At 61.0% G+C, this 26,824-nt stretch carries 30 protein-coding genes and 1 tRNA gene; 13 read left to right on the forward strand and 18 right to left on the reverse strand.

Going from position 1 to position 26,824, the window contains the following annotated elements; genetic code table 11:
* The first annotated feature begins 226 nt into the window (after positions 1-226).
* The 5 genes from BUA42_RS02935 to BUA42_RS02955 all read left to right on the forward strand — a co-directional run bounded on the left by BUA42_RS02935 (position 227) and on the right by BUA42_RS02955 (position 3,202).
* Positions 227-538, forward strand: coding sequence for an ETC complex I subunit (locus tag BUA42_RS02935; RefSeq protein WP_072776182.1), 312 nt, complete (start codon positions 227-229; stop codon positions 536-538).
* Complete coding sequence (locus BUA42_RS02940; protein ID WP_072776183.1) at positions 539-1,003, forward strand: GNAT family N-acetyltransferase; 465 nt, start codon at positions 539-541, stop codon at positions 1,001-1,003.
* A gap of 46 nt (positions 1,004-1,049) precedes the next feature.
* Positions 1,050-1,126: transfer RNA gene (locus BUA42_RS02945), tRNA-Arg, on the forward strand.
* Between the two features lie 61 nt (positions 1,127-1,187).
* Complete coding sequence (locus BUA42_RS02950; protein WP_072776184.1) at positions 1,188-2,402, forward strand: pyridoxal phosphate-dependent aminotransferase; 1,215 nt, start codon at positions 1,188-1,190, stop codon at positions 2,400-2,402.
* Positions 2,399-3,202 carry an aspartate dehydrogenase gene (locus tag BUA42_RS02955; RefSeq protein ID WP_072776185.1) on the forward strand — a complete coding sequence of 268 codons (804 nt, stop codon included), beginning with the start codon at positions 2,399-2,401 and terminating at the stop codon, positions 3,200-3,202. The genes BUA42_RS02950 and BUA42_RS02955 overlap by 4 nt, the downstream gene beginning before the upstream one ends.
* On the opposite strand, the gene BUA42_RS21430 is transcribed toward BUA42_RS02955, so the two are convergent.
* From BUA42_RS21430 to BUA42_RS02965, 3 genes are read right to left on the reverse strand one after another with little or no spacing between them, the layout of a single operon-like run.
* Positions 3,199-3,327 carry a hypothetical protein gene (locus tag BUA42_RS21430; protein ID WP_281249771.1) on the reverse strand — a complete coding sequence of 43 codons (129 nt, stop codon included), beginning with the start codon at positions 3,325-3,327 and terminating at the stop codon, positions 3,199-3,201. The two genes, BUA42_RS02955 and BUA42_RS21430, sit on opposite strands and share 4 nt — an antisense overlap.
* On the reverse strand, positions 3,324-4,628 hold the full coding sequence (locus BUA42_RS02960) for a c-type cytochrome (RefSeq protein WP_072776186.1): 1,305 nt from the start codon (positions 4,626-4,628) through the stop codon (positions 3,324-3,326). Before BUA42_RS02960 ends, BUA42_RS21430 begins: the two co-directional genes overlap by 4 nt.
* Position 4,629: 1 nt before the next feature.
* Positions 4,630-5,871 (reverse strand): formate dehydrogenase subunit gamma, encoded by a 1,242-nt coding sequence (locus tag BUA42_RS02965; RefSeq protein WP_072776187.1) that lies wholly within the window; start codon positions 5,869-5,871, stop codon positions 4,630-4,632.
* Positions 5,872-6,039: 168 nt separating this feature from the next.
* On the opposite strand from BUA42_RS02965, the gene cls reads away from it, so the two are divergent.
* Complete coding sequence (gene cls / locus BUA42_RS02970; protein ID WP_072776188.1) at positions 6,040-7,440, forward strand: cardiolipin synthase; 1,401 nt, start codon at positions 6,040-6,042, stop codon at positions 7,438-7,440.
* Positions 7,440-8,123 (forward strand): endonuclease/exonuclease/phosphatase family protein, encoded by a 684-nt coding sequence (locus BUA42_RS02975; RefSeq protein ID WP_072776189.1) that lies wholly within the window; start codon positions 7,440-7,442, stop codon positions 8,121-8,123. The genes cls and BUA42_RS02975 overlap by 1 nt, the downstream gene beginning before the upstream one ends.
* 96 nt (positions 8,124-8,219) lie before the next feature.
* Here BUA42_RS02975 and fdh3B read toward each other — a convergent pair whose 3' ends face one another.
* The 6 genes from fdh3B to BUA42_RS03005 form a co-directional block, all read right to left on the reverse strand.
* Positions 8,220-8,813 (reverse strand): formate dehydrogenase FDH3 subunit beta, encoded by a 594-nt coding sequence (gene fdh3B, locus BUA42_RS02980; protein ID WP_072776190.1) that lies wholly within the window; start codon positions 8,811-8,813, stop codon positions 8,220-8,222.
* A gap of 14 nt (positions 8,814-8,827) precedes the next feature.
* On the reverse strand, positions 8,828-11,698 hold the full coding sequence (locus BUA42_RS02985) for a formate dehydrogenase subunit alpha (RefSeq protein ID WP_072776191.1): 2,871 nt from the start codon (positions 11,696-11,698) through the stop codon (positions 8,828-8,830).
* A 93-nt stretch (positions 11,699-11,791) separates the two neighbouring features.
* Positions 11,792-11,983 (reverse strand): twin-arginine translocation signal domain-containing protein, encoded by a 192-nt coding sequence (locus BUA42_RS02990; protein ID WP_072776192.1) that lies wholly within the window; start codon positions 11,981-11,983, stop codon positions 11,792-11,794.
* A 79-nt stretch (positions 11,984-12,062) separates the two neighbouring features.
* Entirely contained in the window at positions 12,063-12,671 is a 609-nt protein-coding gene (locus BUA42_RS02995) for a TorD/DmsD family molecular chaperone (protein ID WP_072776193.1), read from the reverse strand.
* A 2-nt stretch (positions 12,672-12,673) separates the two neighbouring features.
* Positions 12,674-13,339, reverse strand: a complete 666-nt coding sequence (locus BUA42_RS03000; protein ID WP_072776194.1) for a DUF3306 domain-containing protein — start codon at positions 13,337-13,339, stop codon at positions 12,674-12,676.
* On the reverse strand, positions 13,336-13,905 hold the full coding sequence (locus BUA42_RS03005; protein ID WP_072776195.1) for a DUF3305 domain-containing protein: 570 nt from the start codon (positions 13,903-13,905) through the stop codon (positions 13,336-13,338). Before BUA42_RS03005 ends, BUA42_RS03000 begins: the two co-directional genes overlap by 4 nt.
* Before the next feature lie 138 nt (positions 13,906-14,043).
* Here BUA42_RS03005 and BUA42_RS03010 point away from each other — a divergent pair, with 138 nt between their 5' ends.
* Positions 14,044-16,014 (forward strand): 4Fe-4S binding protein, encoded by a 1,971-nt coding sequence (locus BUA42_RS03010; protein WP_072776196.1) that lies wholly within the window; start codon positions 14,044-14,046, stop codon positions 16,012-16,014.
* A 53-nt stretch (positions 16,015-16,067) separates the two neighbouring features.
* Here the strand turns inward: BUA42_RS03010 and BUA42_RS03015 are convergent, their stop codons facing one another.
* The 3 genes from BUA42_RS03015 to BUA42_RS03025 all read right to left on the reverse strand — a co-directional run bounded on the left by BUA42_RS03015 (position 16,068) and on the right by BUA42_RS03025 (position 17,986).
* Positions 16,068-16,550 carry a hypothetical protein gene (locus BUA42_RS03015; protein ID WP_218588603.1) on the reverse strand — a complete coding sequence of 161 codons (483 nt, stop codon included), beginning with the start codon at positions 16,548-16,550 and terminating at the stop codon, positions 16,068-16,070.
* Positions 16,551-16,583: 33 nt separating this feature from the next.
* Positions 16,584-17,114, reverse strand: a complete 531-nt coding sequence (locus tag BUA42_RS03020; protein WP_072776198.1) for a hypothetical protein — start codon at positions 17,112-17,114, stop codon at positions 16,584-16,586.
* A 128-nt stretch (positions 17,115-17,242) separates the two neighbouring features.
* Positions 17,243-17,986, reverse strand: coding sequence for a hypothetical protein (locus BUA42_RS03025; RefSeq protein WP_072776199.1), 744 nt, complete (start codon positions 17,984-17,986; stop codon positions 17,243-17,245).
* A gap of 116 nt (positions 17,987-18,102) precedes the next feature.
* Here BUA42_RS03025 and BUA42_RS03030 point away from each other — a divergent pair, with 116 nt between their 5' ends.
* The 4 genes from BUA42_RS03030 to BUA42_RS03045 are packed head-to-tail and all read left to right on the forward strand — an operon-like array spanning position 18,103 to position 20,540.
* Complete coding sequence (locus tag BUA42_RS03030; RefSeq protein WP_072776200.1) at positions 18,103-18,294, forward strand: DUF6494 family protein; 192 nt, start codon at positions 18,103-18,105, stop codon at positions 18,292-18,294.
* A gap of 1 nt (position 18,295) precedes the next feature.
* Positions 18,296-19,360: an Mrp/NBP35 family ATP-binding protein gene (locus tag BUA42_RS03035; protein ID WP_072776201.1), complete on the forward strand. Its 1,065-nt coding sequence runs from the start codon at positions 18,296-18,298 to the stop codon at positions 19,358-19,360.
* Positions 19,357-20,064 carry a biotin/lipoate--protein ligase family protein gene (locus tag BUA42_RS03040; RefSeq protein WP_072776202.1) on the forward strand — a complete coding sequence of 236 codons (708 nt, stop codon included), beginning with the start codon at positions 19,357-19,359 and terminating at the stop codon, positions 20,062-20,064. The genes BUA42_RS03035 and BUA42_RS03040 overlap by 4 nt, the downstream gene beginning before the upstream one ends.
* Entirely contained in the window at positions 20,061-20,540 is a 480-nt protein-coding gene (locus BUA42_RS03045; RefSeq protein WP_072776203.1) for a DUF6505 family protein, read from the forward strand. The genes BUA42_RS03040 and BUA42_RS03045 overlap by 4 nt, the downstream gene beginning before the upstream one ends.
* A gap of 43 nt (positions 20,541-20,583) precedes the next feature.
* Here BUA42_RS03045 and BUA42_RS03050 read toward each other — a convergent pair whose 3' ends face one another.
* Entirely contained in the window at positions 20,584-21,306 is a 723-nt protein-coding gene (locus BUA42_RS03050; RefSeq protein ID WP_072776204.1) for a DUF1194 domain-containing protein, read from the reverse strand.
* Between the two features lie 134 nt (positions 21,307-21,440).
* Here BUA42_RS03050 and BUA42_RS03055 point away from each other — a divergent pair, with 134 nt between their 5' ends.
* Positions 21,441-21,845 carry a c-type cytochrome gene (locus BUA42_RS03055; protein WP_072776205.1) on the forward strand — a complete coding sequence of 135 codons (405 nt, stop codon included), beginning with the start codon at positions 21,441-21,443 and terminating at the stop codon, positions 21,843-21,845.
* A 3-nt stretch (positions 21,846-21,848) separates the two neighbouring features.
* Here BUA42_RS03055 and pepT read toward each other — a convergent pair whose 3' ends face one another.
* The 5 genes from pepT to BUA42_RS03080 form a co-directional block, all read right to left on the reverse strand.
* On the reverse strand, positions 21,849-23,084 hold the full coding sequence (gene pepT, locus BUA42_RS03060) for a peptidase T (RefSeq protein ID WP_072776206.1): 1,236 nt from the start codon (positions 23,082-23,084) through the stop codon (positions 21,849-21,851).
* A gap of 140 nt (positions 23,085-23,224) precedes the next feature.
* Positions 23,225-24,325: a BMP family ABC transporter substrate-binding protein gene (locus tag BUA42_RS03065; protein ID WP_072776207.1), complete on the reverse strand. Its 1,101-nt coding sequence runs from the start codon at positions 24,323-24,325 to the stop codon at positions 23,225-23,227.
* Between the two features lie 60 nt (positions 24,326-24,385).
* The gene (locus BUA42_RS03070) at positions 24,386-25,318 is read right to left on the reverse strand and encodes an ABC transporter permease (protein WP_178346843.1); all 933 of its coding nucleotides are present in this window, start codon (positions 25,316-25,318) and stop codon (positions 24,386-24,388) included.
* The gene (locus tag BUA42_RS03075) at positions 25,309-25,617 is read right to left on the reverse strand and encodes a hypothetical protein (protein ID WP_072776208.1); all 309 of its coding nucleotides are present in this window, start codon (positions 25,615-25,617) and stop codon (positions 25,309-25,311) included. The genes BUA42_RS03070 and BUA42_RS03075 overlap by 10 nt, the downstream gene beginning before the upstream one ends.
* Positions 25,614-26,702: an ABC transporter permease gene (locus tag BUA42_RS03080; protein ID WP_072776209.1), complete on the reverse strand. Its 1,089-nt coding sequence runs from the start codon at positions 26,700-26,702 to the stop codon at positions 25,614-25,616. The genes BUA42_RS03075 and BUA42_RS03080 overlap by 4 nt, the downstream gene beginning before the upstream one ends.
* Positions 26,703-26,824 lie beyond the last annotated feature (122 nt).

The raw sequence follows: 26,824 nt of genomic DNA on the forward strand, positions 1-26,824 counted from the left end.
GCTTTTTTATTTTCAAAGTTGCATGAAAGAGTTACCTTAAACGTGCAAGCAGTTGGTGCCATTGATTTTCGGGTTGCACACACCCACCCCTCGCTCCCCGCGGCTCGGGGGTTGATGGAACCCTGCTTGCACCCGCACCAACTGCGACAATTCACAAAGTGACAAAGGCTTGCGCAATCGGCGCAAACCTCTCATATCCAATGTGAACTGAGATCAGGTGACAGACATGCGCGCTCGTATTTATCAGCCTTCGAAAACCGCGATGTCCTCGGGTACGGCAAAGACCAAGCATTGGGTGCTCGAATTCGTGCCGGAATCCGCACGCGAGATTGATCCGCTTATGGGCTGGACCTCGTCGTCGGATACCCAAAGCCAGGTGCGCCTCAAATTCGACTCGCTGGATGCGGCAAAAGCCTATGCCAAGGAACACGGCATCGATGCGATCCAGCTGGAGCCGAACAAACGCAAGCCCAATATTCGTCCACGCGGCTACGCCGAGAATTTCGCCGTCGACCGCAGAGGCGCCTGGACGCATTAAGTGACGTCCTTCCGGATTGAACGTGTGGCCGAACCGCGCCCGGACGTGGTCGATTTGATTGAACGTCACTTCGCCGCGATGCGCTCGCAATCCCCCGAAGAAAGCTGCCACGTTCTGAACGCAGATGCGCTTTTCACATCCGGCGCGCATATCTTCGTGTTGCGGGACCGTGACGATACGCTCGGGATGGGCGCGATCAAACCACTGGACGAGGCACATGGCGAATTGAAGTCCATGCACACCAAGGCCGAGATGCGCGGTCGCGGTATCGGCAACGCGCTGGTCCTGCACCTTTTGGAAAAGGCACGCGCGCTGGGCCTTCAGAAGGTCAGTCTCGAAACCGGGTCGGAAGACATGTTTGCCCCCGCACGCCGCCTTTACGAACGCCACGGCTTTGCCTACTGCCCGCCTTTCGCGGATTACGTCGAAGACCCGCTCAGCGTTTTTATGACCCGCACGCTCTGACGCTCTCTTGCCCTGCGCCGGGAAAGCCTGCAAAACCGAAAACAGCGGTCCCTTAGCTCAACTGGATAGAGCAGCTGACTTCTAATCAGCAGGTTGAGGGTTCGAGTCCTTCAGGGATCGCCATTATTCGCTCGAAGCTCGGTGCGTGAATTGCCGTGAGACCGACGAGCAGGGGAAGGGTGAGATGAGCAAGCTTGACGTCAAATTCGCCGGGCTCGGTGCGGAAAACGCGCCAGGGCAGGAGGTCCGGCAAAACTCGGAAGACCTCAAATCGATCATGCGGGGTGACGTATTGCCCGGCACCCCTGTGGATTTTTCACATGGCGATGTGGATGCCTTTGCGCCAACACCCGGTGCGCGGGACGCATGGCAAGACGGGTATGACGTTGGCGGCGCGCAGGCCTATACCGAGTATCGCGGCGACGCCGATATCCGGGCGCAAGTCGCGGGCGATCTGGCGGCCTTCACCTGCGCACCGGTGGATCCTGTCGATGAGCTCATTATCACGCCGGGCACGCAAGGTGCCCTGTTTCTTGCCCTGGGATCGGTGGTCGATCAGGGCACGAAGGTTGCCATCATGGAGCCCGACTATTTCGCCAATTGTAAACTCGTGCGCTTCTTCGGCGGCGAGATCGTTCCCATTCCGCTGACCTACCAAGGGTCGGCAGAGGAGAATGGGCCGGATCTCGCGGCGCTCGAAGCCGCATTCTCGAAGGGCGTCGAGGTGTGCGTCTTCAGCACGCCCAACAATCCGACGGGATTGGTTTTTTCCCAACACGCCATCACTCGAATTGCTGAACTGGCGGCCGCGCACAACGTGACACTGATCGTAGATCAGCTCTATTCCCGGCTGCTTTATAGCGGTGAGACCTACACCCATTTGCGCGCCTGCGCCGTACGTCCTGACAAGCTCGTCACGATCATGGGCCCCTCGAAAACCGAGTCTCTCAGCGGCTTCCGTCTTGGCGTGGCCTTCGGCTCCGCATCGTTGATCGAGCGGATGGAGAAACTGCAGGCCATCGTCTCCTTGCGCGCCGCAGGCTATTCGCAAGCGGCGCTCCGCACCTGGTTCCGGGAACCCGATGGCTGGATGGCACAGCGCATCGCGCAGCATGAAGCGATCCGCGATGACCTTCTCATGATCTTTCGCAAAGCGGGTTTCCCCACGGCAACAACGCAGGCCGGAAGCTACGTCTTTCCGGAACTCCCGGACCTTGCAGTTCCACCGGAAACTTTCGCCCGTCTGTTACGCGTTCAGGCCGGGGTCACGGTTACGCCCGGCTCGGAATTCGCGCCGCACACGGCCAATAGCATCCGGCTCAATTTCTCGCAGGATCACGAAGCCGCCGTCGCTGCGGCGCACAGGATCGTAGAAATGGTCGAGAGGTATCGCGCATGAAGGTCGGCATCGCAGGTCTTGGCGCCATCGGTCTGCGCGTCGCGCAAGAACTGGACCGGGGCGGGATCCCAGGATGCACGCTCGCGGGTATTGCCACCCGCAACGCCGCGCGCGCGGCGGACGCAAACGCCACCCTCAACACGCCCGCTCCCGTCTACGCGCTGCACGAAATCGCGCGGCAATGCGATGTTGTTATCGAGACATTGCCTCCGACGCTCTTTCTCGACCTCGCCAGACCGACGATTGAGGCGGGCAAGACGCTGGTGGTTCTCACAGCCAGCCAGCTTCTGGGGCAGCAAGCGCTGATCGACCGCGCGGCCGAGACCGGCGCGACCATTGCGATCCCGTCGGGCGCGATCCTGGGGTTGGATGCAATCAAGGGTGCCGCTGAGGGCGAGATCACGTCGGCGGTTATCGAGACTCGAAAACCGGTGGCAGGTCTGATCAAGGCGCCTTACGTGCAGGAGAACGGCATCGATTTGACGGGCCTCACGGAGCCAATGCAGATCATCGCCGGACCCGTGGTCGATATCGCCCGGCACTTTCCAGCCAACGTGAACGTGGCAGTTGCCGTAAGCCTTGCTGGCATTGGCCCCGAAAAGACCCGGATGGAGGTTTGGGCCGATCCTTCCGTCACCCGCAACCTGCACACGGTGCGAGTCACGTCGGACAGTTCGGACTTTACCATGTCAATCCAGAACCGGCCGAGCGACGAAAACCCGGCCACGGGCAAAATCACGGCGTTAAGTGTTATTGCGTGGTTGAGACAGCAGACGGCAACCTTGCGCGTCGGGACTTAATCGAGGCGGACGTTGCTCGACGACGATCCCTGTTCTTCGGCGCTCCATCCCATCTGGTCCATGATCAGATCGCCGCTCACGGCGATGACCGCGATAGCAATGAATCCAAGGATCATGGCTTTCATTCTGTCGTCTCCTTTGGCGCGGTCTCTTTGCGCAGGTAAGTCACGAGGTCTTCCCGATCCTGCGCACCCGTTATGCGCTGAACCGGCATTTTCGTTCCGGGAATGTACAGGTCCGGTCCCACATCGAAAAGAGCATTGATGGTGGTCTCGTCCCAGATAATCGTCGATCCGTTCAGCGCGTCTGAATAGCTGTAATCCGGCACCGTCCCGGCCTGCCGCCCGAATACGTCATACAGGCTTGGCCCGGCACGCCGCGCGCTGCCCGGGGTCAGCGTGTGGCAGATCGAGCATTTGCGCATGAACTGCCGTTCGCCGTTGGGCATCTCATCCGCGCGCACAAGGAAATCGGGCGTGCCGGTTTGCATCGGGTCATATTCACCCATCGTCTCAACCGGCCACGAATAGACCCGCGCGTCCAGACCACCTGCATGGATGTTGGTGCCGTCGTTCGAAAACGCCAACGCCCAGACCGGACCGCGCTCTGTCGCGCGGAAATCGCGTGTGATCCGCCATTCGGATGTGTCGACCACCATGATGTACCCTTCGCCGTCTCCAACGGCGAGCTGGTCAGTGACGTCGCTCTGCGTCATCGCAAGGATCGGTCGCCTGTCGAGCGACAGATCGGCAAGAACTTCGCCACTCTGGACGTCCAGAACACGTGTGCCACCATCAACTGCGCCATATGCCAGCCAGCCGCCAGCCTCGTTCAGCTCGATCTCGTTCACACCGAACCCGTGTTCGACGACGCGGATCGCCTCGTCCTGTTCAGAGATGTTCCACAGTCGGATACTACCATCTGCCGAGGCGGAATAGAGCTGCGCGCTGTCGCCCGTGAAGGCCAGGTCATTCACCGGTCCGCTGTGCCCCTCCAGAAAGACCGGCGGTCCACCCGCCACCGACCAAAGTCCGACGGTGCCATCCCAGCTTGCCGAAGCCAGCCATTCCGCGTTTGCCGACAGCGCCAGCGACACGATCTTGCCCTTGTGCCCATGCCAAACGGCTTGCTCCGTTCCGTCCGGCGCCCACACCCGGATCGAGAAATCGTCACCTGCGGAAAAAAGCGTACCATCCGGTCCAAAGACCACCGCGTTTACAGCGGCTTCGTGCCCATCAAACCAGACGGGCGCTTGCCCGGACCAAAGACCGACGGCGTTGTCGAAGCTCACCGTCGCGATCTGGTCGCTGTCGGACACGGCAATCCCCATGACGGGCCCGCCGTGACCTTTCAACGTGAAGAACTCATCAGCCCCCGCCGCCGATGCGCACAGCACCGCAGCGCCAAGCAGTAGCGCCCCGCGCATCTTACTCGGCGGGTGTCGCGTTGCCCGGGGCATCCCGTTCGCGTTTCTGCACCTCTTCGACCCACAGGCTATGGTGTTCCTTGGCCCATTGCTCTTCGACCATGCCGGACCCCATCGCGTCATAAGCGCCTTCCATGCCGACCGACCCGATGTAGATATGCGCGAGGATAATCGCCATCAGAACAAAGCTGACGATTGCGTGCCAAAGCTGCGCGTACTGCATCTCTTCATGCGGCGTCATGGTTTCCGGCAAGACACCGAAGCCAAGCATCTCGGGCAGTCCGGTGCTGTTCAGAACCGCAAAGGTCTTCGCAAAGAGCGGCAGCTCGAACGGGAAGAGCAGGGACAAACCGGAGACCGAGATCGACGCACCCAGCACAATCACCGACCAGAAAATCAGCTTCTGACCCGCGTTGAACTTCTTGGCGGGCGGGTGGCCCCCGCCAAACAGACCGCCACCCTTGGCGAGCCATTTGATGTCCGTCTTGTCAGGCAGGTTATGCACCACCCACATCACGAAGATCATCACAAGCGCGATCATGAAGGCCCAGGACACGTTGTTGTGCACCCATTTGGAATACCCAGCGATCCAGGCAAACGCATCGTGACCAAATGCCGGGATCAGGAATTTCCGACCCATGAGCGAAACCAAGCCGGTGATGCCCAGCAGGATGAACGAACCGGCCAAAAGCCAATGCCCGAAGCGTTCGAAATTCTTGAACCGCTCTATCCGGCGACCGGTCTTTTCGCCGTCAATCCGCACGCGCCCGCGTACGAGGAAGAACAGCAGCAGAAACCCAAGCGTGCCGAGCAGAAGGTACCCGCCATAGGTCAAAAGCGGCCCTTCGCGGAACTGCAGCCACCACATGCCGCGGTCCTGGATCAGAACCTCGGAGGCCGGACCACGCACCTGTGTCGTGACATCCGCCGCGTTAAACCGCATGCCGCGCCAGAGGTCCGGGTCGGATGCACCACCCAGCGTGCCAAGCTGTTCGCTCAATCCGGCCGCCGCCGATGGATCACCGACATTTGACGCGCGAGAGGCGTTGTCGTTGGTTTGCAGACCTTGCTGGCGGCGCATGATGTCCTCCAGCGTCGTTGCTCCACCTGTGGCTGACCGGTCAATCTCGGTTTCCGCCGCCTCTTGTGCGAAGGTTGGGGACGAAAAGCCGGCAGTCAGGAGTGTTGTCAGCGCGAGAACAGCGACAAACAGAAAGCAAAGCGGATTTCGAGCGTCACGCATTGGGTGGGTCCCTCGTTGGCGGGCGCATGGAACGCCCTAACAGTTTTATTGTTGAGTCCGTTCATACACAGTTTATCTGGGTGACGTGACCGGGCAAAGCGCCGTTCTTTGCGACTTTAGGAGGAGATACCGCAAAACCCTGGGGTTTCCTAGCGTGTGGTAAGAGAGATGACAGAATTTCTGACACTGGGAAACGCAGCCATTGCCATCGCCATCGGGGCGTTGTCGCTGATCGCATCCTATCGCGCGCTTCTCACGTCGCGGACTCCACAGGGGTCAGTGGCGTGGATTCTTCTCATCCTGCTGGTGCCGATCATCGGCGTGCTGCTTTATTTCGTGTTCGGCCTGGCGGATTACAAAAGCTTTGAACGCGACCGGAAGAAATCCGATGAAGAGATGTTCGACGGCGCGATTGGCGCGGAAACCACGCATCCCAGCCCGCGCCTGAGTCCATTCGCCCGCATTTCCAACCTCGCCGTGACCGAAGGCAACGCAATGTCGCTGCTGCTCGATGGGCACGAGACGTACAGCGCGTTGTCGGACGCCATCGCTCAGGCGCAGTCTCACATCTTCGTCCAGTATTACACCATCAAAGACGACCACGTGGGGCGCTCCTTGCGCGATGCCTTGATCGAACGGGCGCAAGCCGGTGTGAAGGTCTGGGTACTCCACGACGAACTGCCCCTTTTCGGTTTGCCGAAGGCGTTCAAGAAAAAGATGTCCGACGCGGGGATTCACCTCGCCCGTCCTCAAGGCCCAAAGCGCCTTCTTGGTCCGTTCCAGTTCAACTACCGCAATCATCGCAAATTGGTCATCGTCGATAACACCGTCGCTTTCACCGGCGGATTGAACGTGTCCAAAACCTACCTTGGCGAAAGCGCCATCGGCGCGTGGAGAGACACATTCGCACGGTTCGAGGGTCCAATCGTACAACAGCTCGGGCTGCACTTTTCCTCTGACTGGGTGTGGGCCTGTGGGGAAGACCTGAGCGAGTATTGCGCGGAGGTGCCGTCCAAGGCAGGTGACACCAACGCCGTGGCCCTGGCCCCATCCCCGGCCGAGGACGTCGCGGCGGGCAATCTCTACTTCATCGCCGCCGCCCACGCCGCGCAGTCCCGTCTGTGGATCGCGACACCCTATTTCGCGCCGGATCGGGACGTGCTGACCGCGCTGCGCTTTGCAGCCCTGCGCGGCGTCGATGTGAAGGTGCTGGTGCCCGGACGGGCGGATCACTACCTCACTTATTACGCCGCGATGGCCTATTTCGATGACCTCCGATCGGCGGGTGGGGAAATCTGGGTCTACGATCCCGCATTCATGCATCAAAAGGTGATCCTGATCGACGATGACCTGTCGTCCATCGGGTCGATCAACCTCGACATCCGCTCCGGGTTGCTGAACTTCGAAATCGCGGTTGTCATGGAAGGCAAAGCGGCAGCAGCTGATGTGGAGGAGATGCTCGCAGCCGACCTCGAAAAGGCGCGACGCGTCGATTTCGACCTGGAAGACCGTCCCATGCTCGTCGGCATGGCAGCACGCATCTCGCGGCTGTTTGCGCCAATTCTGTAATGCGGATCGTCAGCTACAACATCCGTAAAGCCGTAGGTCTCGATTGGCGTCGCGACCCTTTGCGGATCATACGGGTGCTGGAAGACCTCAACGCCGACGTGGTCGCTTTGCAGGAAGCAGACAAACGGCTCGGGTCAAGACCGGCGGTGCTCCCGCAAGAGCAGCTTTACGATCACACCGGCCTGCGCATTCTGCAGGTGACCAACGGGCCAAGCTCCGGCTGGCACGGCAACGCGATCCTTGTCCGCGAGGGGTGGTCCGTTTTGTCGACCGAGCGGTTCTCGCTGCCCGGAATCGAACCGCGCGGCGCGGTGCGGGCGGACCTGCGCGGGCCGGAATTCGATGTCACTGTGATCGGTACTCATCTTGGCCTTCGCCGGGGCTGCCGACAGCTGCAACTGGCGCACCTGTTGGACGAGATCGGGGAGAACAGTGCGCGTACCATCGTGGCCGGGGACATGAACGAATGGTCAACGCGCATCGGCTTCGATCTGATCGACGATCATTTCGAAATGATCGTGCCGGGACAAACCTTCCACACTAGTCGCCCGGTCGCGGCACTGGATCGCTTTGCGGTGGGCCCCGGGTTCCGATGCGCTGATGCCGGAGTGTTTCGTCAGGGCGAGGCCAAGCGCGCCTCGGATCACTTGCCGGTCTGGATGGACGTCGAAGCGCGAGCCTAAGCGCCTTGGAAAGCGCTTTACGGCAATTCGAATGTCTTGCTCCCAAAGAAAACGCCCCGGCGCAAACCGGGGCGTTTTCTTTAAGGGAAAGAGGCTTTAGCCGTCTTTCTGATCGTATGCTGTGCCCCAGCCCCATGCGCCGGACCCAAAGCCACGGGCGACTACTCGCTCGCGGTAGATCGAAGCGACGATGTCGCCGTCCCCCGCCAGAAGCGCCTTAGTCGCACACATTTCCGCACAGATCGGCAGTTTGCCTTCGTCGATCCGGTTGCGGCCGTACTTGGCGAACTCGGCTGTGGAGTGGTTTTCTTCCGGGCCACCGGCGCAGAAGGTGCACTTGTCCATCTTGCCGCGCGACCCGAAGTTGCCCGCTTGCGGGTACTGCGGCGCGCCGAACGGACAGGCGTAGAAGCAGTAGCCGCAACCAATGCAAAGGTCCTTGGAGTGCAGGACCACACCTTCTTCGTTCTGGTAGAAGCAATCCACCGGGCAGACGGCCATACAAGGCGCGTCCGAGCAGTGCATGCAAGCGACCGAGATCGACCGTTCGCCGGGCTTGCCGTCGTTGATCGTCACCACCTTGCGGCGGTTGATGCCCCACGGAACTTCGTGCTCGTTCTTACAGGCTGTGACGCAGGCGTTGCATTCGATGCAGCGTTCGGCGTCGACGAGAAATTTAGCGCGTGCCATGTTTCAGGTCCTCCTTACGCTGCGACGATTTTGCAAAGCGTCGACTTGGTTTCCTGCATTTGGGTCACCGAGTCGTAGCCATAGGTCTGTGCCGTGTTCGTCGATTCACCCAGCACATAGGGGTCTGCGCCTTCCGGATACTTGGACCGTTGGTCCTCGCCCTGGAAATGTCCGCCGAAGTGGAAGGGCATGAAGGCCACGCCCGGTGCGACGCGCTCTGTGAGCATCGCCATCACCTTGACCTTGCCGCCTTCCGGACCTTCGACCCAAACCTGTGCGCCGTCCCGAACACCAAGATCATTAGCGTCGCGCGGGTTGATCTCGACGAACATGTCTTGCTGAAGCTCAGCCAGCCACGGGTTCGACCGGGTTTCGTCCCCGCCGCCCTCGTATTCGACCAGACGGCCCGAGGTGAGGATGATCGGGTAGTCGCCCGAGAAGTCCTTGGCCTGAATCGACTTGTAGAGGGTCGGCAGACGGTAGAACTTCTTGTCCTCGTAGGTCGGGTAATCCGCCACCAAATCGTAACGCGGCGTGTAGAGCGGTTCGCGGTGCAGCGGCACCGGATCCGGGAAGGTCCACACAACAGCGCGAGCCTTGGCGTTGCCGAAGGGCGCACATTCATGCTTGATCGCCACCCGCTGGATGCCGCCCGAGAGGTCGGTTTTCCAGTTGGTGTTCGGACCTGCCACCGCGTCAATCGCGGCGCGCTCTTCGTCGGTCAGGTCACCGTCCCAGCCAAGGTCCATCAGCATCTGCATGGTGAACTCGGGGTAGCCGTCCTGAATTTCCGACCCTGCGCTGGCAACACCTTCTGCCAGAAGGTTGTCGCCGTCCCGCTCAACGCCAAAGCGTGCCCGGAAGGTGAGACCGCCTTTGGAGACCGGCTTCGACATGTCGTAGAGGTTCGGCGTGCCCGGATGCTTCATCTCGGCAGTGCCCCAGCAGGGCCACGGCATACCGTAGTAATCGCCGTCTGCTGGACCGCCGATCGCCTGAAGCGTGGTGCGGTCGAACGTGTGCTGATTCGCCATGTGCAGCTTGATCCGCTCTGGCGACTGGCCGGTGTAACCCACCGTCCACATGCCCGAGTTGAACTCGCGGGTCACACTCTCGATGTTCGGCGTGTTGGCATCGTCCATCTCGATGTTGCGGAAGAAGCGATCCGCAAACCCGAACTTGTTGGCGAAGAGGCCGATGATTTCGTGGTCGGTCTTCGCCTCGAAGAGCGGGTCCATGATCTTGTCGCGCCACTGGATCGAGCGGTTGGACGCGGTGACCGAGCCATAAGTCTCGAACTGCGTCGCCGCCGGCAGCAGATAGACGCCATCGGTGCGGTCATGCAGCACGGCAGAGACGGTTGGGAAGGGGTCGATCACGACAAGCGTGTCCAGCTCTTCCATCGCCGTCTTCATCTCGGTCATGCGGGTCTGAGAGTTGGGCGCGTGGCCCCAGAGCACCATGACCTTGACGTTGTCGGGCTGATCCATGTTCTCGGGGTCTTCAAGAACCCCGTCGATCCAGCGCGACACCGGGATGCCGGTGGACTCCATCAGCTCCTTGGAGCCGAACTGGCCTTGTAGCCACTCGTAATCCTCACCCCAGACACGGGCCCAGTGCTTCCAGGACCCTTCAGCGAGGCCATAGTAGCCCGGCAGAGTGTGCGACAGAACACCAAGGTCTGTCGCGCCCTGCACGTTGTCGTGGCCGCGGAAGATGTTGGTGCCGCCGCCCGATGTGCCCATGTTGCCAAGGGCCAGCTGGAGCACACAGTAGGCGCGCGTGTTGTTGTTGCCGTTGGTGTGCTGCGTGCCTCCCATGCACCAGATCACGGTGCCGGGGCGGTTGTTGGCCATGGTGCGGGCCACACGCTCAAGCTGGCTGCCGGGGGCGCCGGTGACGCGCTCGACTTCCTCGGGGTTCCACTTGGCGACTTCTTCCTTGATCTGGTCCATGCCCCAGACACGGGTGCGGATGAACTCTTTGTCCTCCCAACCGTTCTCGAAGATGTGCCACAGGATACCCCAGACCAGCGCAACGTCGGTGCCGGGACGGAAGCGGACATACTCATCCGCATGTGCCGCCGTACGCGTGAAGCGCGGGTCGCAGACGATGACCGGTGCGTTGTTCTGCTCTTTCGCCTTGAGGACGTGAAGCAGCGAGACCGGGTGCGCCTCGGCAGGGTTGCCGCCGATGATGAAGATCGCGCGGCTGTTGTGGATGTCGTTGTAGCTGTTGGTCATGGCGCCGTAGCCCCATGTGTTCGCCACACCCGCAACCGTGGTGGAGTGACAGATCCGCGCCTGGTGGTCGACGTTGTTGGTGCCCCAGTAGGCGGCGAACTTGCGGAACAGGTACGCCTGTTCGTTGTTGTGCTTTGCCGAACCGAGCCAATACACCGAGTCAGGACCGTGCGCATCGCGCGACGCCAGCATCTTGTCGCCGACCTCATTGATGGCCTGCTCCCAAGAGATGCGCTTCCACTCACCACCCTCTTTCTTCATCGGGTACTTGAGGCGACGCTCGCCGTGGGCGTGTTCACGAACCGCGGCACCTTTCGCGCAATGTGCGCCCAGGTTGAACGGGCTGTCCCAGCCGGGTTCCTGGCCGATCCAAACGCCATTCGAAACTTCGGCAACGACCGTACAGCCGACTGAGCAGTGTGTGCAGACCGACTTGACCGTTTCGACCGCGCCGTTGACCGCTGTTGCTGCGCTGGCTTGCGTGACCGTGCCGCCTGTGGCGCTGATTGCGGCAAGGCCACCGATGGCCAGGCCCGATCCGCGCAGGAAGGTACGTCTGTCGACTGTTTTATTGGCGACTTCGGAGATCAGGCCGGTCCGCGCAGCGCGCCGTGTCAGCCCTCCGGTTTTCTTTCTTAGCATGGTGTCCCTCGTTAGCTACCTGAGCGCCCTTGCGCTGTCGGCTGGGTTGCGTCCTGTCGTCCGTTGGCCGTCAGGAGGGGGTGAGAAGCGCGATCAGAACCGCGTGCTGGCCAGGTACGCGCGCGTATGCGGCGTATCCTGCATCTTGCCATCCGCGACCGGCGTTTCGTCCGCTGCGGCCTGTGTGCCGGACACGGCGACGGCCGCCACGGCTGCGGGCGCGGCGGTGCCGGCAAGCTTCAGAAAATCACGGCGACTTGCGGTCGCTTCGGTTTTCTTTGTCATGGAAGTCTCCTTCCTTTCTTCCAAATGCGCGGCGGGGCGCCGCAAGGGGTGACGGTTGCCCGCCGGTTTCAAGCTCGGCTCAGGCCGAGGTCAGTCTGAACGCTTCGCGCTCAATCTCCATAAACGCCTTCCCGACTGATCCGACCGCGCTGAAAAGCATCGCGGATTTTGCGTTTTCCAGATCGTCAAAGAAGTGGCCGGCCCAAGGTGCGATGTGCCGGTTAAAAAACAGCTTCTGATCGTCGAGTGTCGCCGGGGCATTAAAGCGGCCAACGATCAACCCGCCCATGACCTCCATCAAGGTGGCGATATTGTCTTCGGGTTCGTAGACATTCGGTGCGCGCTCGATCCGGCGCGCGGCCAGATCGTTGCGCAGCACGGCAAGCGGCTTTTCGTGCAGAAACCCGGTCAGGTAGAAGCTCGCATAGGGCAACAATTCACCCCGGCCTAACCCGATGAAAAGCGCGTTGAACTCTTTCTCCGCCTGTGCCGGTTTGGTCGATTTCGCACAATCGGCAAGCCGTCCGATAGCCGATCCGATGGCGGTCTCGTCGCCGGACAAACCAGCGGTCTGGGCGAGGAGCAATTCGTCCGGGGGTGCAGAAAGAATGAGGCCCAAAAAATTGTAGAGGTCCGCCCTCAGGCGGTCTTCGTCTGACACTGCTGGCGTGGCTTGAGCTGCGCTCATGCTCATTCTGTCTCACTCTCGATTCGAAAACGCATCCGGCGAGGACGCAAAGGTTCCTCTTCCACTGTATCCAATGGTGTTCCGTCAGCATATTCCGCGACGTCTGAGACGATGGTCGTAGATGCATCTGCAGTATCTGCAGAATCTTGCAGAATTTCCGTTTTTTCTGCATTTTCCGCGTCCACTTCGGAATCTGTGCCTATAGCTGCTAATTCCGACGGATTCTCTGGGTTTTCTGCCGCGATGCCTTTCGCCTTCTCCGCTGCTTCGCGTTCCAGCGCCTCGATGTGTTTCATCAGACCCTTGCCGACCCGATAGGCCGTCGCCACGCCGGGTGCGTCCGTGGCCGCGTTGGTGAAGTCGCCGTTGTAGTCACACAAGCCGTCCAGATTGGCGAGCGCCGGGTTCAATCGCCACAACTGGCGCAAGGCACGTTGGCGCAAACGCTCAGGCACGGCCTTCTGCATGAAGCCCGAGATGTTTTGACCGGGTTCAAGCTGGTCGGGATCGGGCAAACCCAGTTCGTCCAGAATCTCGGCGTCGGATTTCTCTTCCAGTTCCGCCTGAGCGGCGCGCGCCTCGGCATCTTCGACCGCACGCGCCTCTTCAGCGGCTTCGGCCTCGACCTGCGCCTTGCGCCGTGACCAGAAATCCGATCCCCGGCTCATGACGATCCCAGCTTCCGGTCCCGTGACGGGGCGCGATAGACATCGGTGACTTGCTGGATGCGTGGATCACCGACCCCGTCTTCGACCTTGTCCTCGAGATATTTCTTCCGTTTGCGCTTTTTGAACGGCTCTTCGACGAAATGCGCGTCCGTCCATTCCTGCACCCAAGCGATCAGGGCAGGGGGCATGGGCACCTTTTCGATCAGGTCATCGCCGCCTTCGGAGTATTGCATCGCCTCATGCGGGTTCGCAGTCACGAGTTTGAGCGCAAGCGGACGGTCCGCATCGCTTGACGGCTCCAGCACGACATAAGCACAGGGCGTCGCCTCGGCGAGCGCGATGCGATAGGCCTCGGCATCGGTGCGCCAAAGGGTCAGGGGCAGCGTGCCGATGTGAAACTCGGCGCTGTCGCCTTCCTCGCGCAATACTTTCCAGTCAGCCGGGCCCGCTCCGGGCAGGAGGGCAGAAACGCTCCACGCCCATTTCTGCCAGCGCGTCGCGCCCGGCTTGCGGCGCAACACTACTCCGATTGGAAGCGTGGTCGAACGATCATCTGATCCGGTCAAGCGTCCGTCTCCTCCCCAAGACACGTTTGGCGCAGTTGACATCTGGGTAGCATAGCCATTGGGTAGGGCGAAATGTCGACCTTCGGACACAACGCCGCGCCAGCTAGCGCTTCGAAAGGCCCAGAGAAAGGCCAGTGAATGGGAACCAAACTGATTTTGTGTGACTGCCTCGGCAGCCAATCCGTTGACGCCCCCCGCATCGCGGAAGCGTCGGGCCTTGAGGTGTCGCGCGTCCATACCAACCTCTGTGGTGCCGAAGCGGATGCAGCGGCCAAACTGATGGAAGACAGCGATGTGATCGTCGCGTGCGCCCAGGAAAGCGCGTTTTTCGAGATGTTGGCAGAAGAGATCGGCGTCGACGCACCCGCGTGCGTCGATATCCGTGACCGCGCCGGGTGGAGCGACGAAGGCGCGCAAGCTGCGCCAAAGATGGCGGCCCTCGCGGCTGAGGCTAAACTCCAAATCCCGATGCCGAAGGTCGTCGATGTGGTGAGCGAGGGCACCTGCCTTCTGGTTGGCACTGGCGATACGGTATTCGAGGCCGCAGCGAAGTTGTGCGGCACGCTTGCTGTCACCGTCTTGCAGACCGATACCTCCGATGTCCCGGCTGACCGCCGGTTCGACGTGGTGCGTGGTGCCATCCGCAACCTTTCTGGCGCGTTGGGCGGCTTTAAGGTCCGGATCGACCGTTTCTCGATGCTGCAACCCGGTGGACGCGGGGCGTTCACTTTCAGCGACCCGAAAGACGGAGCCGTGTCGGAATGCGACATCGTGATCGACCTGACCGGCGATCAAGCGATGGTGCCCGCCCCACATAAACGCGAGGGCTATTTCCGCGCCGACCCGCGGCAGCCTATCATGGTGGCGGATGTCATGGCCGAAGCGATGCAAATGGTCGGGACCTTCGAAAAACCGCTCTATATCGCGCTTGAACCGGCGATCTGTGCGCACAGCCGCGCGGAACAGGCGGGCTGTTCGAAATGCTTGAACATCTGCCCGACCGGCGCGATCACATCCGCCGGAGACCATGTCGCCATCGACCCGATGATCTGCGCCGGGTGCGGCGCTTGCGTGGCGCTGTGCCCCTCGGGCGCGATCACCTATGACGCGCCCCCGGTCTCTGCCGTGTTCCGTCGACTGGACGCGTTGGCAACGACATATCGCAAAGCGGGCGGCACGCATCCGCACCTGCTCGTACATGATGCAGAGCATGGCGGCGAGATGATCCGACTTGCCGCGCGCTTTGGCCGGGGTCTGCCCGCCGACGTGATCCCGTTCGAAACCGATACGCTGGCAGGCTTTGGTCATGCCGAGATGATGGCCGCGCTGGGATGCGGGTTCGCGTCCATCGATGTGCTTCTCGCGCCAAAGACGGAACGGGACACACCGACCGTCGAAGCGGCGCTTGCGAACGCGCTCGCAGGCAAAGAGGCGGTCCGATTGTTGGACCTGATGGACCCGGACGCACTGTCCGATGCCTTGTTTGGCGCTGAACAAGCAAAGTCCATTGCCACACCCAACCTGCCCATCGGTACCCGGCGTCAAGTTGCGCGGGTCGCAGCGAAAGCCTTAAACCCCGAGGCCGACATTCTGGCTTTGCCCGACGCCGCGCCCTATGGAGCCGTGCTCGTCAACACGGACGCTTGCACCTTGTGCCTGAGTTGCGTGTCGCTCTGCCCGTCAGGCGCGCTGGGGGACAACCCCGATCTGCCGCAATTGCTGTTCCAGGAGGACGCCTGCCTGCAATGCGGGCTTTGCGCCAACATCTGCCCCGAGGATGCCATTGCGCTGGAACCGCGCATGAACCTGACGGATGCAGCTTTGAGCCAGGTTGTGTTGAACGAAGAAGAACCGTTTGCGTGCATCGAATGCGGCGCGCTCTTTGGGGTGAAATCGACCATCGAAAAGATCACCGAAAAGCTCGCAGGCAAGCATTCCATGTTCGCCAATGAGAGTGCGGCGAAGATGATCCAGATGTGTGACAATTGCCGGATCTCTGCGCAGTACCATTCAGAGAACAATCCGTTTGCTATGGGAGAGCCCCGCAAACCGCGCACGACGGACGATTACCTGTCGGACACGCCCTATTCGAAACGTCGGGATCACTGAGGGGACGCACAGAGTTCGGTTGCGGCATTGATCGTCGCCGGCGATAACAGCTTTTATCGAGTCAGCGGTTCCACGTTCGGGACATACCGTTCGAAAGCGGTCCGGAAAAACGCATTGCATTGCGTCAGCGAATAGGTGCCGTTTGAAGTCTCCACGTAGGGATTGAGCTCGACCGCAACCTCCACTTCTTCGCTGTCCCCGTCGCGCACACTCAGGATTTCTTGGAGAAGCGCAGCCTTTTCATCGATATAGGACGGATCGGCGTCCGGGCTCGTCCACGGCATGCGGAGAATAACGAGATCACATCCCGGCGCGCTGACCCCGGGGAGGCGGTCCGGCGGGATGTAGACTTCGAACATGCCGCCGTCCGAGAGCGTGTAGGCCAGATCATCATCCCGCGTATCAGGATTGGGTAGCAGATCACCGCGGGTCAGGCTGACCAGCACATGAAAGTATGCTACCCCGTTCGTGGTATTGATTCTGACGTCGGCACGCGCTTCGGGAATGCCTGACGTCCCGATCAGCAGTAGTGTCATAGACATTGCCAGATAGCCGCGCATCCTAAACCCCTAAACCGTGCAATCCGATCGGAAATATACCTTCGGGCCGCCATGCGCAGTCCAGTCATTCTGGTATTTGGTGGGCGTGCCTTTGCCCTTGGCCGTATTGTAGTGCTTTTTCCAATAGTTCGAATGTCCCACGATATCATCACTTTTCGGCAGAGGGTCGGGGCTGCGCAAATAGTGCACGCGCGCCATCCCGGCAGCATAGTTGTCGTTGAATTCAAGTTCGACATGCTTGTCTGCGTTCGGCAGGCTCATCAGTGCTTCGACACGTCCGCGAAGGTCATCCCGGTAGGCGAGGTAGTTGTTCCAGATATCGTCGTGCGTTGCCGGTTCCATTTGGAAGAAGCTGCGCGCCGGTCCACCGATTTGGCGACGGTGCTTTAGTCCCATACTCTCGTGCAGAGCTGTTCCCAGGAGCAGCTGCGTCGCGGACTTCGAGAAATTCTCCAGGTGACACAGCACAGGCTCGATCACGCGTGTCGTGAATATTTGTGGAGTGATGTTATCAATGCATTGCAGTTGAAGTTGGATCATCGTTCTGGTCTCGAATAAATTTGTCTGTGCAAGAAATATCTTCAGACATTACTCCGTAGCGCGTAAAAATTCAATGTTTTGCTTCGCTTCCCGCCCTTTTCCAAACCTGCCGATCAAAGACCTGAAGCTTATTCACTAAGTGCCCTCATGGACCGGCCCAGATCGGCTGGGGGAATGCCCTGCACAAACGCCATGATGTTCTCAAGATCGCCCAGCGTCATTTCCAGCGCATGGATCGGAGAGGGGCGCGACGGATCGAACGGGTCTGTCACGTCCGTAATCTGCGTGAAAGCGGGGTGCGGATTGAGAACGTAGAACGCCTGAAATCGGTTCTCCCAATCCGAGAGTGTTCGCAGCACCGCGAAAGAGGGCGTCGATCCGATGGAGTTCATCCGGTTCTTGTCGCTCACCACGTGGCAGCGCCCGCAATAAGACAGTGAGACTTTTTCCCCAAGCGCAGCATCGCCATCATAGGTGACAGCGACAACCACCTTCTTGACCTCGACCTCGGAGGTAAAAGGCGCGACTCCATCGACCTCGTAGCCATCGATGGTATTGCGCCCGACGTCCGAGCGGAGCCACTCCGCAAACCGCTGCGCGTCCGCGTCGTTGCCCGCGTCGTACTTCCAGACCTGCTCCAGCCCTTCGAACGCAACGAGACCGTCCGTGCCGAAACGCGCATCCGCAGGGGCATCGGGCGCGACAAGCGTGATGCGCGTCTGCGTCTTCAGAGAAAAGCGCGGCAGGATGTGTTTCAACAACCCGCTTTCGATCAAGGCGTCCGGCGCCGAAAGCGTGAACTGCTTGTCCTGAGCAAAGGCAGGGGCGCCGAGTGCCAGTATCAGAGCTGCGGCGTATCCAGCTTGTCTCATGGTTCCGTCCTTCCGGCCGCCCTCGCCGCTTGAAAGCCTAGGGGGCGTGGCGTAGACAGGTCAACAGTCCGATAAACTGTATCTCAGACTCACATTTGTCCTCGGGGAGGGAGCCAATGAGCGACGATTTCAATATGTCCATGCGCAAGTTTCTGAAGCAGGTTGGGGTCACTTCCCAACAGGCCATCGAAGAGGCGATGCGCGATGCCGATTCCACCGGCAAGGACTTCGAGGCAAAAGTGGTGCTGACCATTGACGGGTTGGACCTCGAACATGTCGTGACGGGCACCATCAAAGGACAAGACTGACGTGGCACTGACACGCGATGCGGTTCTTACCGCTCTCAAGGCGATCAAGGATCCCGCCTCGGGACAAGATATTGTTGCGGCGGGCATCGTCCGGGCGTTGAACGTCGATGGCGATGCGGTCCGCTTCGTGGTCGAGGTCGCCGGTGACCAATCGCAGGCCTATATGCCCGTGCGGCAAGCTGCGGAAGACGCCGTGAAAGCGCTTGGCGCCAGCTCTGTCTCGGCGGTGATGACCGCGCATTCCGCGCCCAAGCCGCCGCCCGATCTGAAAGGCGGCGCAAAGCCAAAACCGGCTGGGCCGGAGAAGATCCCGGGTGTCGACCGAGTGATCGCCATCGCGTCGGGCAAGGGCGGTGTCGGGAAATCCACGGTTTCCGCCAACCTTGCCTGTGCGCTTGCAGCCGAAGGGCGCAAAGTTGGTTTGCTGGATGCGGATGTCTACGGCCCGTCGCAGCCCAGGATGCTGGGCGTGTCCGGTCGCCCGGCCAGCCCCGACGGCAAGACGATCTTGCCGATGCGAAACTTCGGCGTGACGATGATGTCCATGGGCCTCATGGTCAACGAAGGGCAGGCGGTTGTCTGGCGCGGTCCGATGCTGATGGGGGCCTTGCAGCAGATGATGATGCAGGTGCAGTGGGGCGCGCTTGACGTTCTGCTCGTGGACCTGCCGCCCGGCACCGGTGACGTGCAGATGACACTTTCGCAAAAGACAAACGTGGACGGCGCAATCGTGGTCTCAACCCCACAGGACGTGGCTCTGATCGACGCCCGCAAGGGGATCGATATGTTCAACCAGATGCAGGTGCCCATCGTGGGCCTGATCGAGAACATGTCGACGCATATCTGTTCGAACTGCGGGCACGAAGAGCATATCTTCGGTCATGGTGGCGTGGCGGCGGAGGCGGAGAAGATGGGTGTGCCGCTTCTGGCCGAAATCCCGCTTCACCTCGATATCCGCAAAGCCGCAGATGGCGGTGCCCCGATCGTCGTGTCACAGCCCGACAGCCCGCAAGCCGGCGCGTTCCGCGATCTGGCGCGCAAGCTGATCGAGGTGGGGAAGGCATGAGTCACGGCCCGAGTTTCCCGCCGCTGATGCAAGGCATCAACGCGGCGGGGGCTGATCCGTTTGAAGCGGCCTGCGAAGCGGCGTCAAACGACTGCGACGCCGGATCGATACTGTACGACATCACCCCCGACCGCCTTCGGGCCGCGATCGTTCTCGCACCCGAGGTCCCGCTGGCCAAAGCCGCCGCCATGTTGCCGCTCACCGCCGTTGCCGTGCAAAACGCCCTGGGCGCGCTTGGCCCTGCGGAACTTCCGGTACATCTGGAATGGTCCGGCCCGATCCGTGTGAACGGCGCTCGCTGCGGTGCCGTCAAGGCGGCCGCGTCCGGCGCTGACCTCACCCAGCCACCGGCGTGGATGGTCACCGGTTTTACGCTGACGTTTGCGCGGCCACAGGCGGAAGGCGGTGCCACGCCGGATGAAACCGATCTCATGAGCGAGGGGTGCGGCGGGCTGTCGCCCACGCAATTCCTCGAAAGCTGGTCGCGCCATCTCCTGAATTGGATCAATCGGTGGGAAGATGACGGGATGGCGCCGCTGCACCGTGAATTTGCCGGACTGGCTTACGGTTTGGGAGAAGATATCGAGGTGCTTGGCCGCTCCGGGCACTTCCTTGGTCTTGATGAAGACCTCGGCCTCTTGCTTCGCTCGGGCGGCCAGACCACAGTAATCCCCGTGACAGACCTTCTGGAGACCCGGACATGAACCTCGCCCGTGCCATCCATTTTGACGAAAGCGACCAGCGCGTCTTCCACTCTCCGGCGCGGACGGGGGAGTGGTGCATCTCCGGGGGGTTCGAATTTTCGAACTGGTCAGAGGCCGATTTGACCGGAAAGGCAAAGCAGGCCTTCTCGAACGGATGGCTTGGCGCGGAAACCTTTGGTCGCGTGAGTTTCGTTGCGGTGACGCAGATCGAACCCGCGGAACACGACGCACTCGTGCTCGGACTGGCGCAGCACTTTGTCGATCTCTACGGCGCACCGTCCGTTGAAGCCGCCAGAGGTGTCGCCGCAGAGGAAATCGCCCACATGGCAGAGCTGTGTGACGAACACGCGCCGAACACGCTCTTGACCGTCAGCCGCGAGTTGACCGAAGCGGGCGTCAAGGAAAGCTTCCGCGTGATCGAGGCGCAGGAGGCAGAACTGACGATGCTGGCGGTGCACGGGTCGCTCGACGAGTGAAGCGTCTTGGAAGACGCTTGGCCCGCGTTTTCCAAAGCGCGGATCAAGGCTCTTTGAAGAGCCTTTCAGCAGCACTTGCCACCGTCTTTTCCGGCATCTGACCGGAAATCTCCAAAATCAGCTTTCGCTTCACGGCTTCGGCAAAGGACGCTCGGTCTTCTGCCGTCACCACGAATGCTCCCAGACCGCCGATGATCTGCGCTTCGTACTGCGCTTCCAGCCCGCCCTGCGCGCGGCCGGGGTCGTCGGGGCGCAGGATCGGCAGCGCGTTGATCGTCACACCTGCTGCGACCACCGTCGCGCGGGCTTCTGCGATGGACGGTCCCGAATAGTTGCGCACGCTGTCGCCCGAGAAATCGATCACCCGCCGCCAGCCGTCGAAGGCGTTTGTCTCCATCAGTCGTAACCCTTCCAGCAGTGCTGCGCCGATGGCGTTACGCCCGTAGGCCTGACGCGGTTTTTCAAGCAGTTCCAGCGCGAAGGCCGCCGCTGACTCCGGCCCGTCGATCCGTGTCCAATCCGCCACCACTGCCTGGTTCGCAGCCCATTCCACGTAGGTCACGGCAATCGATCCGTAGGCCGTATTGGCGATGGCGGACAGCACCTCGGGATCGGTGATCGCGGCCGCATAGCCCTGCCGCTGAAAGTCGATCTCGCGCTGGTCGATGGAGCCCGATGCATCGGCCAGAAGCACAAGCTCGAGGTCGGTGTCCTGCGCCCACGCAGGCGTGATCATTAAGATCAGCACAATCGCGAAGATACGCATGGTCCGACTCCCACTCTTTCCTCTACAGTAGCTGTAGATTGCCGAGCGACAAATCGCTTGATCCCGATCAACGTCGCGCGGTCCCGGAATTCCTAGACTTGCCTCAGTTTCAGTCAAATGGATGGAGATCTCGAATGCGACTGTCCCATGCCTGCCTCGCCGCGCTTTGCCTTTGCGCCTCTGCCGTGTCCGCGCAGGACGCCGATCAAGGCCGTGCGCTGTTCCAAAGCCACTGCGCCAATTGCCATGGCGCGGATGCCGACGGCAACGGTCCACTGGCGGCCGCACTGCTCTTGCAGCCCACCAATCTGACGACGCTGGCAGCAGGGAACGAAGGTCAGTTCCCGTTGGAGCGCGTTCTGAGACGGATCGACGGCACTGATCCCCTGGTCAGTCACGGCTCACCGATGCCGGTCTACGGCCCCTATTTCGAAGGAGTCGCCAACACACCGATGAAACTGCCAAGCGGCCAGCCGGTTCTCGCGCCGGAGCCTATGGCGGATCTGGTCGGGTATCTGATGTCGATCCAGGTCAAGTAACGCTCAGGCTTCGGCGGCGCGCTCCGCGATGCGCAGACACAGGCGCGTGGCCGCCGCCATGTCCTGCACCGATACCCATTCCAGCGGTCCGTGCACGTTCTGCATGCCGGTGAAAAGGTTGGGGCAGGGCACGCCCATTTCCGTCAGGCGCGAGCCATCGGTGCCACCCCTGATCGGAACAGACAGTTCCTCGATACCGAGGTCACTCAACGCGGCGCGGGCGAGGTCGACTGGCGTCATGTCCGTTTCCAGCCAATAGCGCATGTTCCGGTACTGTGGCGTGATCGTGCAGGTGATCTCGGCCCGGGGCTCTGTGGCGGCAACGGTTGCGCAGACCTGACGCAAAAGGGCGCCTTTCGCCTCCAGCCCGTCCCGTTCAAAATCCCGCAGGATGAAGCGCAGCTCCATTCTGGCGGCGCTGCCCTGCATGTCGACCGCGTGAATGAACCCATCGGTGCCGTCGGTGGTCTCTGGGGTCATCGTGACCTGCGGCAAGGTCTCAACGATCCGGGACGCAAGATGAATGGCATTCACCAGCTTGTTTTTCGCCCACCCGGGATGGATCGAAACGCCGGTGACGCTAACCACGGCAAAATCCGCCGAGAATGTCTCGTAAGTGACCTCGCCCAGATCGCCACCGTCGAAGGTATAGGCGAAATCGACGCCCAAATCGGCCGGGAGCCTCTCATCAACCCCGCGGCCGATCTCTTCATCCGGGGTGAAGGCCACGCGGATCGTCGGACGTTTGATCTCGGGGGTCTCCAGAAGATGTCGCATGGCGGTCATGATGATCGCCACGCCTGCCTTGTCATCCGCGCCGAGCAGTGTCAGGCCAGACGCAGTGACGATGTCGTGCCCGACCTTGCTTGCAAGGTAGGGAAAGTCCTCGGGGGTCAGAACCAGTTTGGGATCGTCGGGATAGGTGATCGTCCCGCCATTGTAGCCTTCAACCACACGCGGTCTGACACCCGTCGCATTGAACTGGGGCGCGGTATCGACATGGGCCAGAAACCCGATGGTCGGTCCTGGAGCCGTGCCAGGAATTGTCGCGATCACTGTGCCGTAGTGCGTCTTGGTCACATCCGACGCCCCGATCTCGGTCAATTCCCGCACCATGAGATCGAGCATGTCGTGTTGGCACTCGGTCGATGGCGCCGACGGGCTGTCCATATTCGACTGGCTGTCGATGGCGCAGTAGCGCACAAGGCGCTCTTTGAGTTCGGTGTCGAAGGACGTCATTTTGATCTCCTCAAGGTGACATCAATCGGCGGCAATCCGGCGGACGAGTCAAGCCGCGCGGGAGCACGATTCAAGGAAACGCCGGAAAAACGAAACCCCGCCGTAGCGGGGTTCCGGGATCGGTGGTGCTGCGACTGAAATCAGTTCGGAATGTCGCCTGTGATGCCTTCGATGTAGAAGCCCATGCTCAGCAGATCGCCATCGCTTGCGGTTTCGCCTTCGGCGAGCCAAGCGGAGCCGTCCTGTTTGTTGATCGGGCCGGTGAACGGGTGGTATTCGCCCGACGTGATCGCGTCGATCATGGCTTGTGCTTCGGCCTGAACGTCTGCTGGGATCGCATCGGTCATCTCACCGATGACAACTTCGCCTTCCGGCATACCGGCCCAGCTGTCGATCTGCTCGTAGGTGCCGTCCATCAGCTGACCCACGCGCTTCACATAGTAGGGTGACCATTCGTCAATGATCGATGCGATCCGCGGTCCCGGCGTGCCATCGTCATTTGTCGTGAAGGCGGCCATGTCAGACGCCTGACCGAAGCCCCATGCGCTGCCACCCTCTTTGCCGATCTCAGCCAATGGCGCAGTCGAGTCGGTGTGTGCAGTGATCACGTCGACACCCTGATCCAGCATCGCGCGGGCGGCATCCGCCTCTTTCGCCGGGTCGAACCATGTGTAGGCCCATGTCACGACCAGTTCGACATCCGGGTTCGCCAGTTTGGCGTGGTGGTAGTAAGAGTTGATGCCCATCACCACTTCGGGGATCGGGAAGGATGCGATGTAGCCGATCTTGTTGGTTTGGGTCATCTTGCCCGCGATGTGACCAACCACGGCGCGGCCTTCGTAGAAGCGCGCGTTGTAGGTAGACACGTTCGGATGCTCACGCTTGTAGCCTGTCGCATGCTCGAATTTCACGTCCGGGAACTTGGCCGCCACCGCATTGGTCGCATCCATATACCCAAAGGATGTGGTGAAGATGATGTCACAGCCCGAGATCGCCATTTGCGTAATCACACGCTCGGCATCGGCACCTTCCGGCACGCTTTCCTGCCAGCGGATATTGACGGCATCGCCATACTCTTCCTTCACGGCAAGCGCGCCCTGATGGTGCTGGTATGTCCAGCCGCCGTCGCCGATGGGGCCGACATAGACAAAACACGCCTCGGTCGGGTCCTGCGCCATGGCAGGGGCAGCGGCAAGCGTGGCAGCAGCGGCAGCGCTCGCGAGCAAGGTTTTACGGATCATGAGTGGTCTCCCAGTTGGTGGGGCGGCAGATGCCCCGTTGATGACACGCGCGCGGTTGTCTCACCGCGTCGCATGGAACGTCTGTCCAAGGCTCGCAGGTGCGTCGTGACTGCCCCGCTTGCGGTTGGACGAGATGAAAACAAGCACGAGGATCGTTATCAGATACGGCGACATGGACAAGTACTGCACCCCCCAAGTCATTCCGGCGGCTTGCAGATTGAGTTGCAGCACCGTGATGCCGCCAAAAAGATAGGCACCGACCAGAACGCGTCCCGCACGCCAGCTCGCAAACACCACGATGGCCAGCGCAATCCAGCCCGCGCCGGCCGTCATGCCCTCCGTCCATTGCGGCACACGCACGAGGCTGAGGTAAGCCCCTCCGAGCCCCGCACAGGCCCCGCCGAACATGATGGCGGCGATGCGCACGCGGATCACTTTGTACCCCAGCGCGTGCGCCGAGTCGTGGCTTTCGCCTACTGCGCGAAGGATCAGCCCGGCGCGGGTGAACTTGAGAAACGCCCAGACGGCAAGCACCAGAAGGAGGCTCAGATAGACCATGATGTCATGGCTGAAGATCATCCGGCCCAGCACGGGCAAATCGCTGAGCAACGGGATATCGAGCTTCGGCAGCGTCTCGGCCTTCATGCCTTCGTAAGGTTTGCCCAGCAGCGACGACAAGCCAAGTCCAACCAGCGTCAGGCCCAAACCGGTGGCCACCTGATTGGACAGAAAAACCTGCGTCAGCACACCGAAACTGAGCGACAAAATCGCCCCCGCCACCGCCGCGATGGCAAAACCCAAAAGCGGCGCGCCGGTGTTGATGGCAACGATAAACCCGATCACCGCACCGGTGATCATCATACCCTCGACACCGAGGTTCAGAACGCCGGACTTTTCGACAACCATCTCGCCAATCGCGGCCAGAAGGATCGGTGTCGCCGACACCATGAGCGACGCGACCAGAAGAACCGGGTTGATGTTGCTCAGGTCCATGCAGGCCCTCCATGAACCAGATGGATCAGAACCGCCGTTGCCACGGCCATGCCGAACATAACGCCCACATGCCGCCGCGACGGTCGATGCGCCAAAATGCGCGCCAAGGCGGGCCAGCGTCGATGCAAACCAAAGGCCACGGCAGCCAGAGCTGCCGAGACAACCGCGACATGTGCCAGAACGAATGCCACCGCGCCTGCGGCGCTGCCGTCTCCGGTCAGAAATCCGTGCAACATCCAGAGCATCATCGCGCCCATGATGACCCCCATACCCGCCGGCATCATGTCTCTGCGCGTCATGCCGCGACCTCCCCTTTTCCGAACCGCACGCGGTAATTGGTCAAAACATCCACCCCCAGAAGGAAGAACAAGAGCATGCCCTGAAACAGCTGGATGGACGCGCCCGGCACGCCGAGCATCAGCTGGGCCAGTTCCCCGCCGATATAGGTCAGCGCCATCAAGAGCCCTGCCAGCAGAATGCCCACCGGATGCAATCGTCCAAGGAACGCCACGATAATCGCCGTGAAGCCGTAGCCCGATCCGAAGTCGATGGTGATCTGGCCCGCGGGCCCGGTCACCTCGAAAAGGCCCGCCATCCCGGCCAGCACGCCCGCCAGCCCGAGGCAGAACAGCACCGTCCTCGCGGGAGAGACGCCTGCAAAGCGCGCCGCCCTCGGCGCTTCGCCAGACAGCCGGATGTTGAACCCCTGGATATGCCGCGTGAGCAGGACGTAGGCGAGGATCACGGCGATAAAAGCCGTCAACACCCCCAGATGCATCCCCGTCCCGGGGATCAGCTCAAGGTTCTGCGACGATGACCATTGCGCCAAGTTGCGAGACCCGGGAAAGCCCATGCCTTCGGGATTGCGCAAGATACCGGACGACACCGAGGCGAGGAGGTTCTCGGCCACGTACACAAGCATCAAAGACACGAGGATCTCATTGGTTCCAAACCGCACCTTCAAAAGCGCCGGGATCATCGCCCAAGCCCAGCCGCCCAAGGCCCCCGCTACGATCATCAGGGGCAGGATCAACGCCGACTCCATCGGATAAAGCGCCAATCCGACACCCGCGCCTACAATCGCGCCGATGATGTATTGACCCTCGGCCCCGATGTTCCAGATACCCGCGCGGAAACCGATGGACAGTCCGATCGCGATCAGGATCAGAGGCCCCGCCTTGACCAGAAGCTGAGGGCGCGAGAAGCCGGAAAACTGAGGATGAAACAGCGGGTCCCAGAAAATTGTGCGGATCGCCTCGAACGGTGACGTGCCGATCAACCCGAACATGATCCCGCCGAACACCATCGTCAGCAACACCGCCAGGATGGGCGTGGTGTAGGTCCAGACCTTTGACGGCTGCGGACGCTTTTCCAGACGGATCATCCCGCGCCTCCGGTCATGCAGACATATTGGGAGAAAGTACAAGAGCAGGATGGTACAAGACACCCCTGCTTCTTCTTTTCAGAAATATGCAAATTCTCCACCGGCCAGGGGCGGAGCGACAC

It is taken from the genome of Marivita hallyeonensis, from assembly GCF_900129875.1.
GTDB classification, from domain to species: Bacteria; Pseudomonadota; Alphaproteobacteria; order Rhodobacterales; family Rhodobacteraceae; genus Marivita; species Marivita hallyeonensis.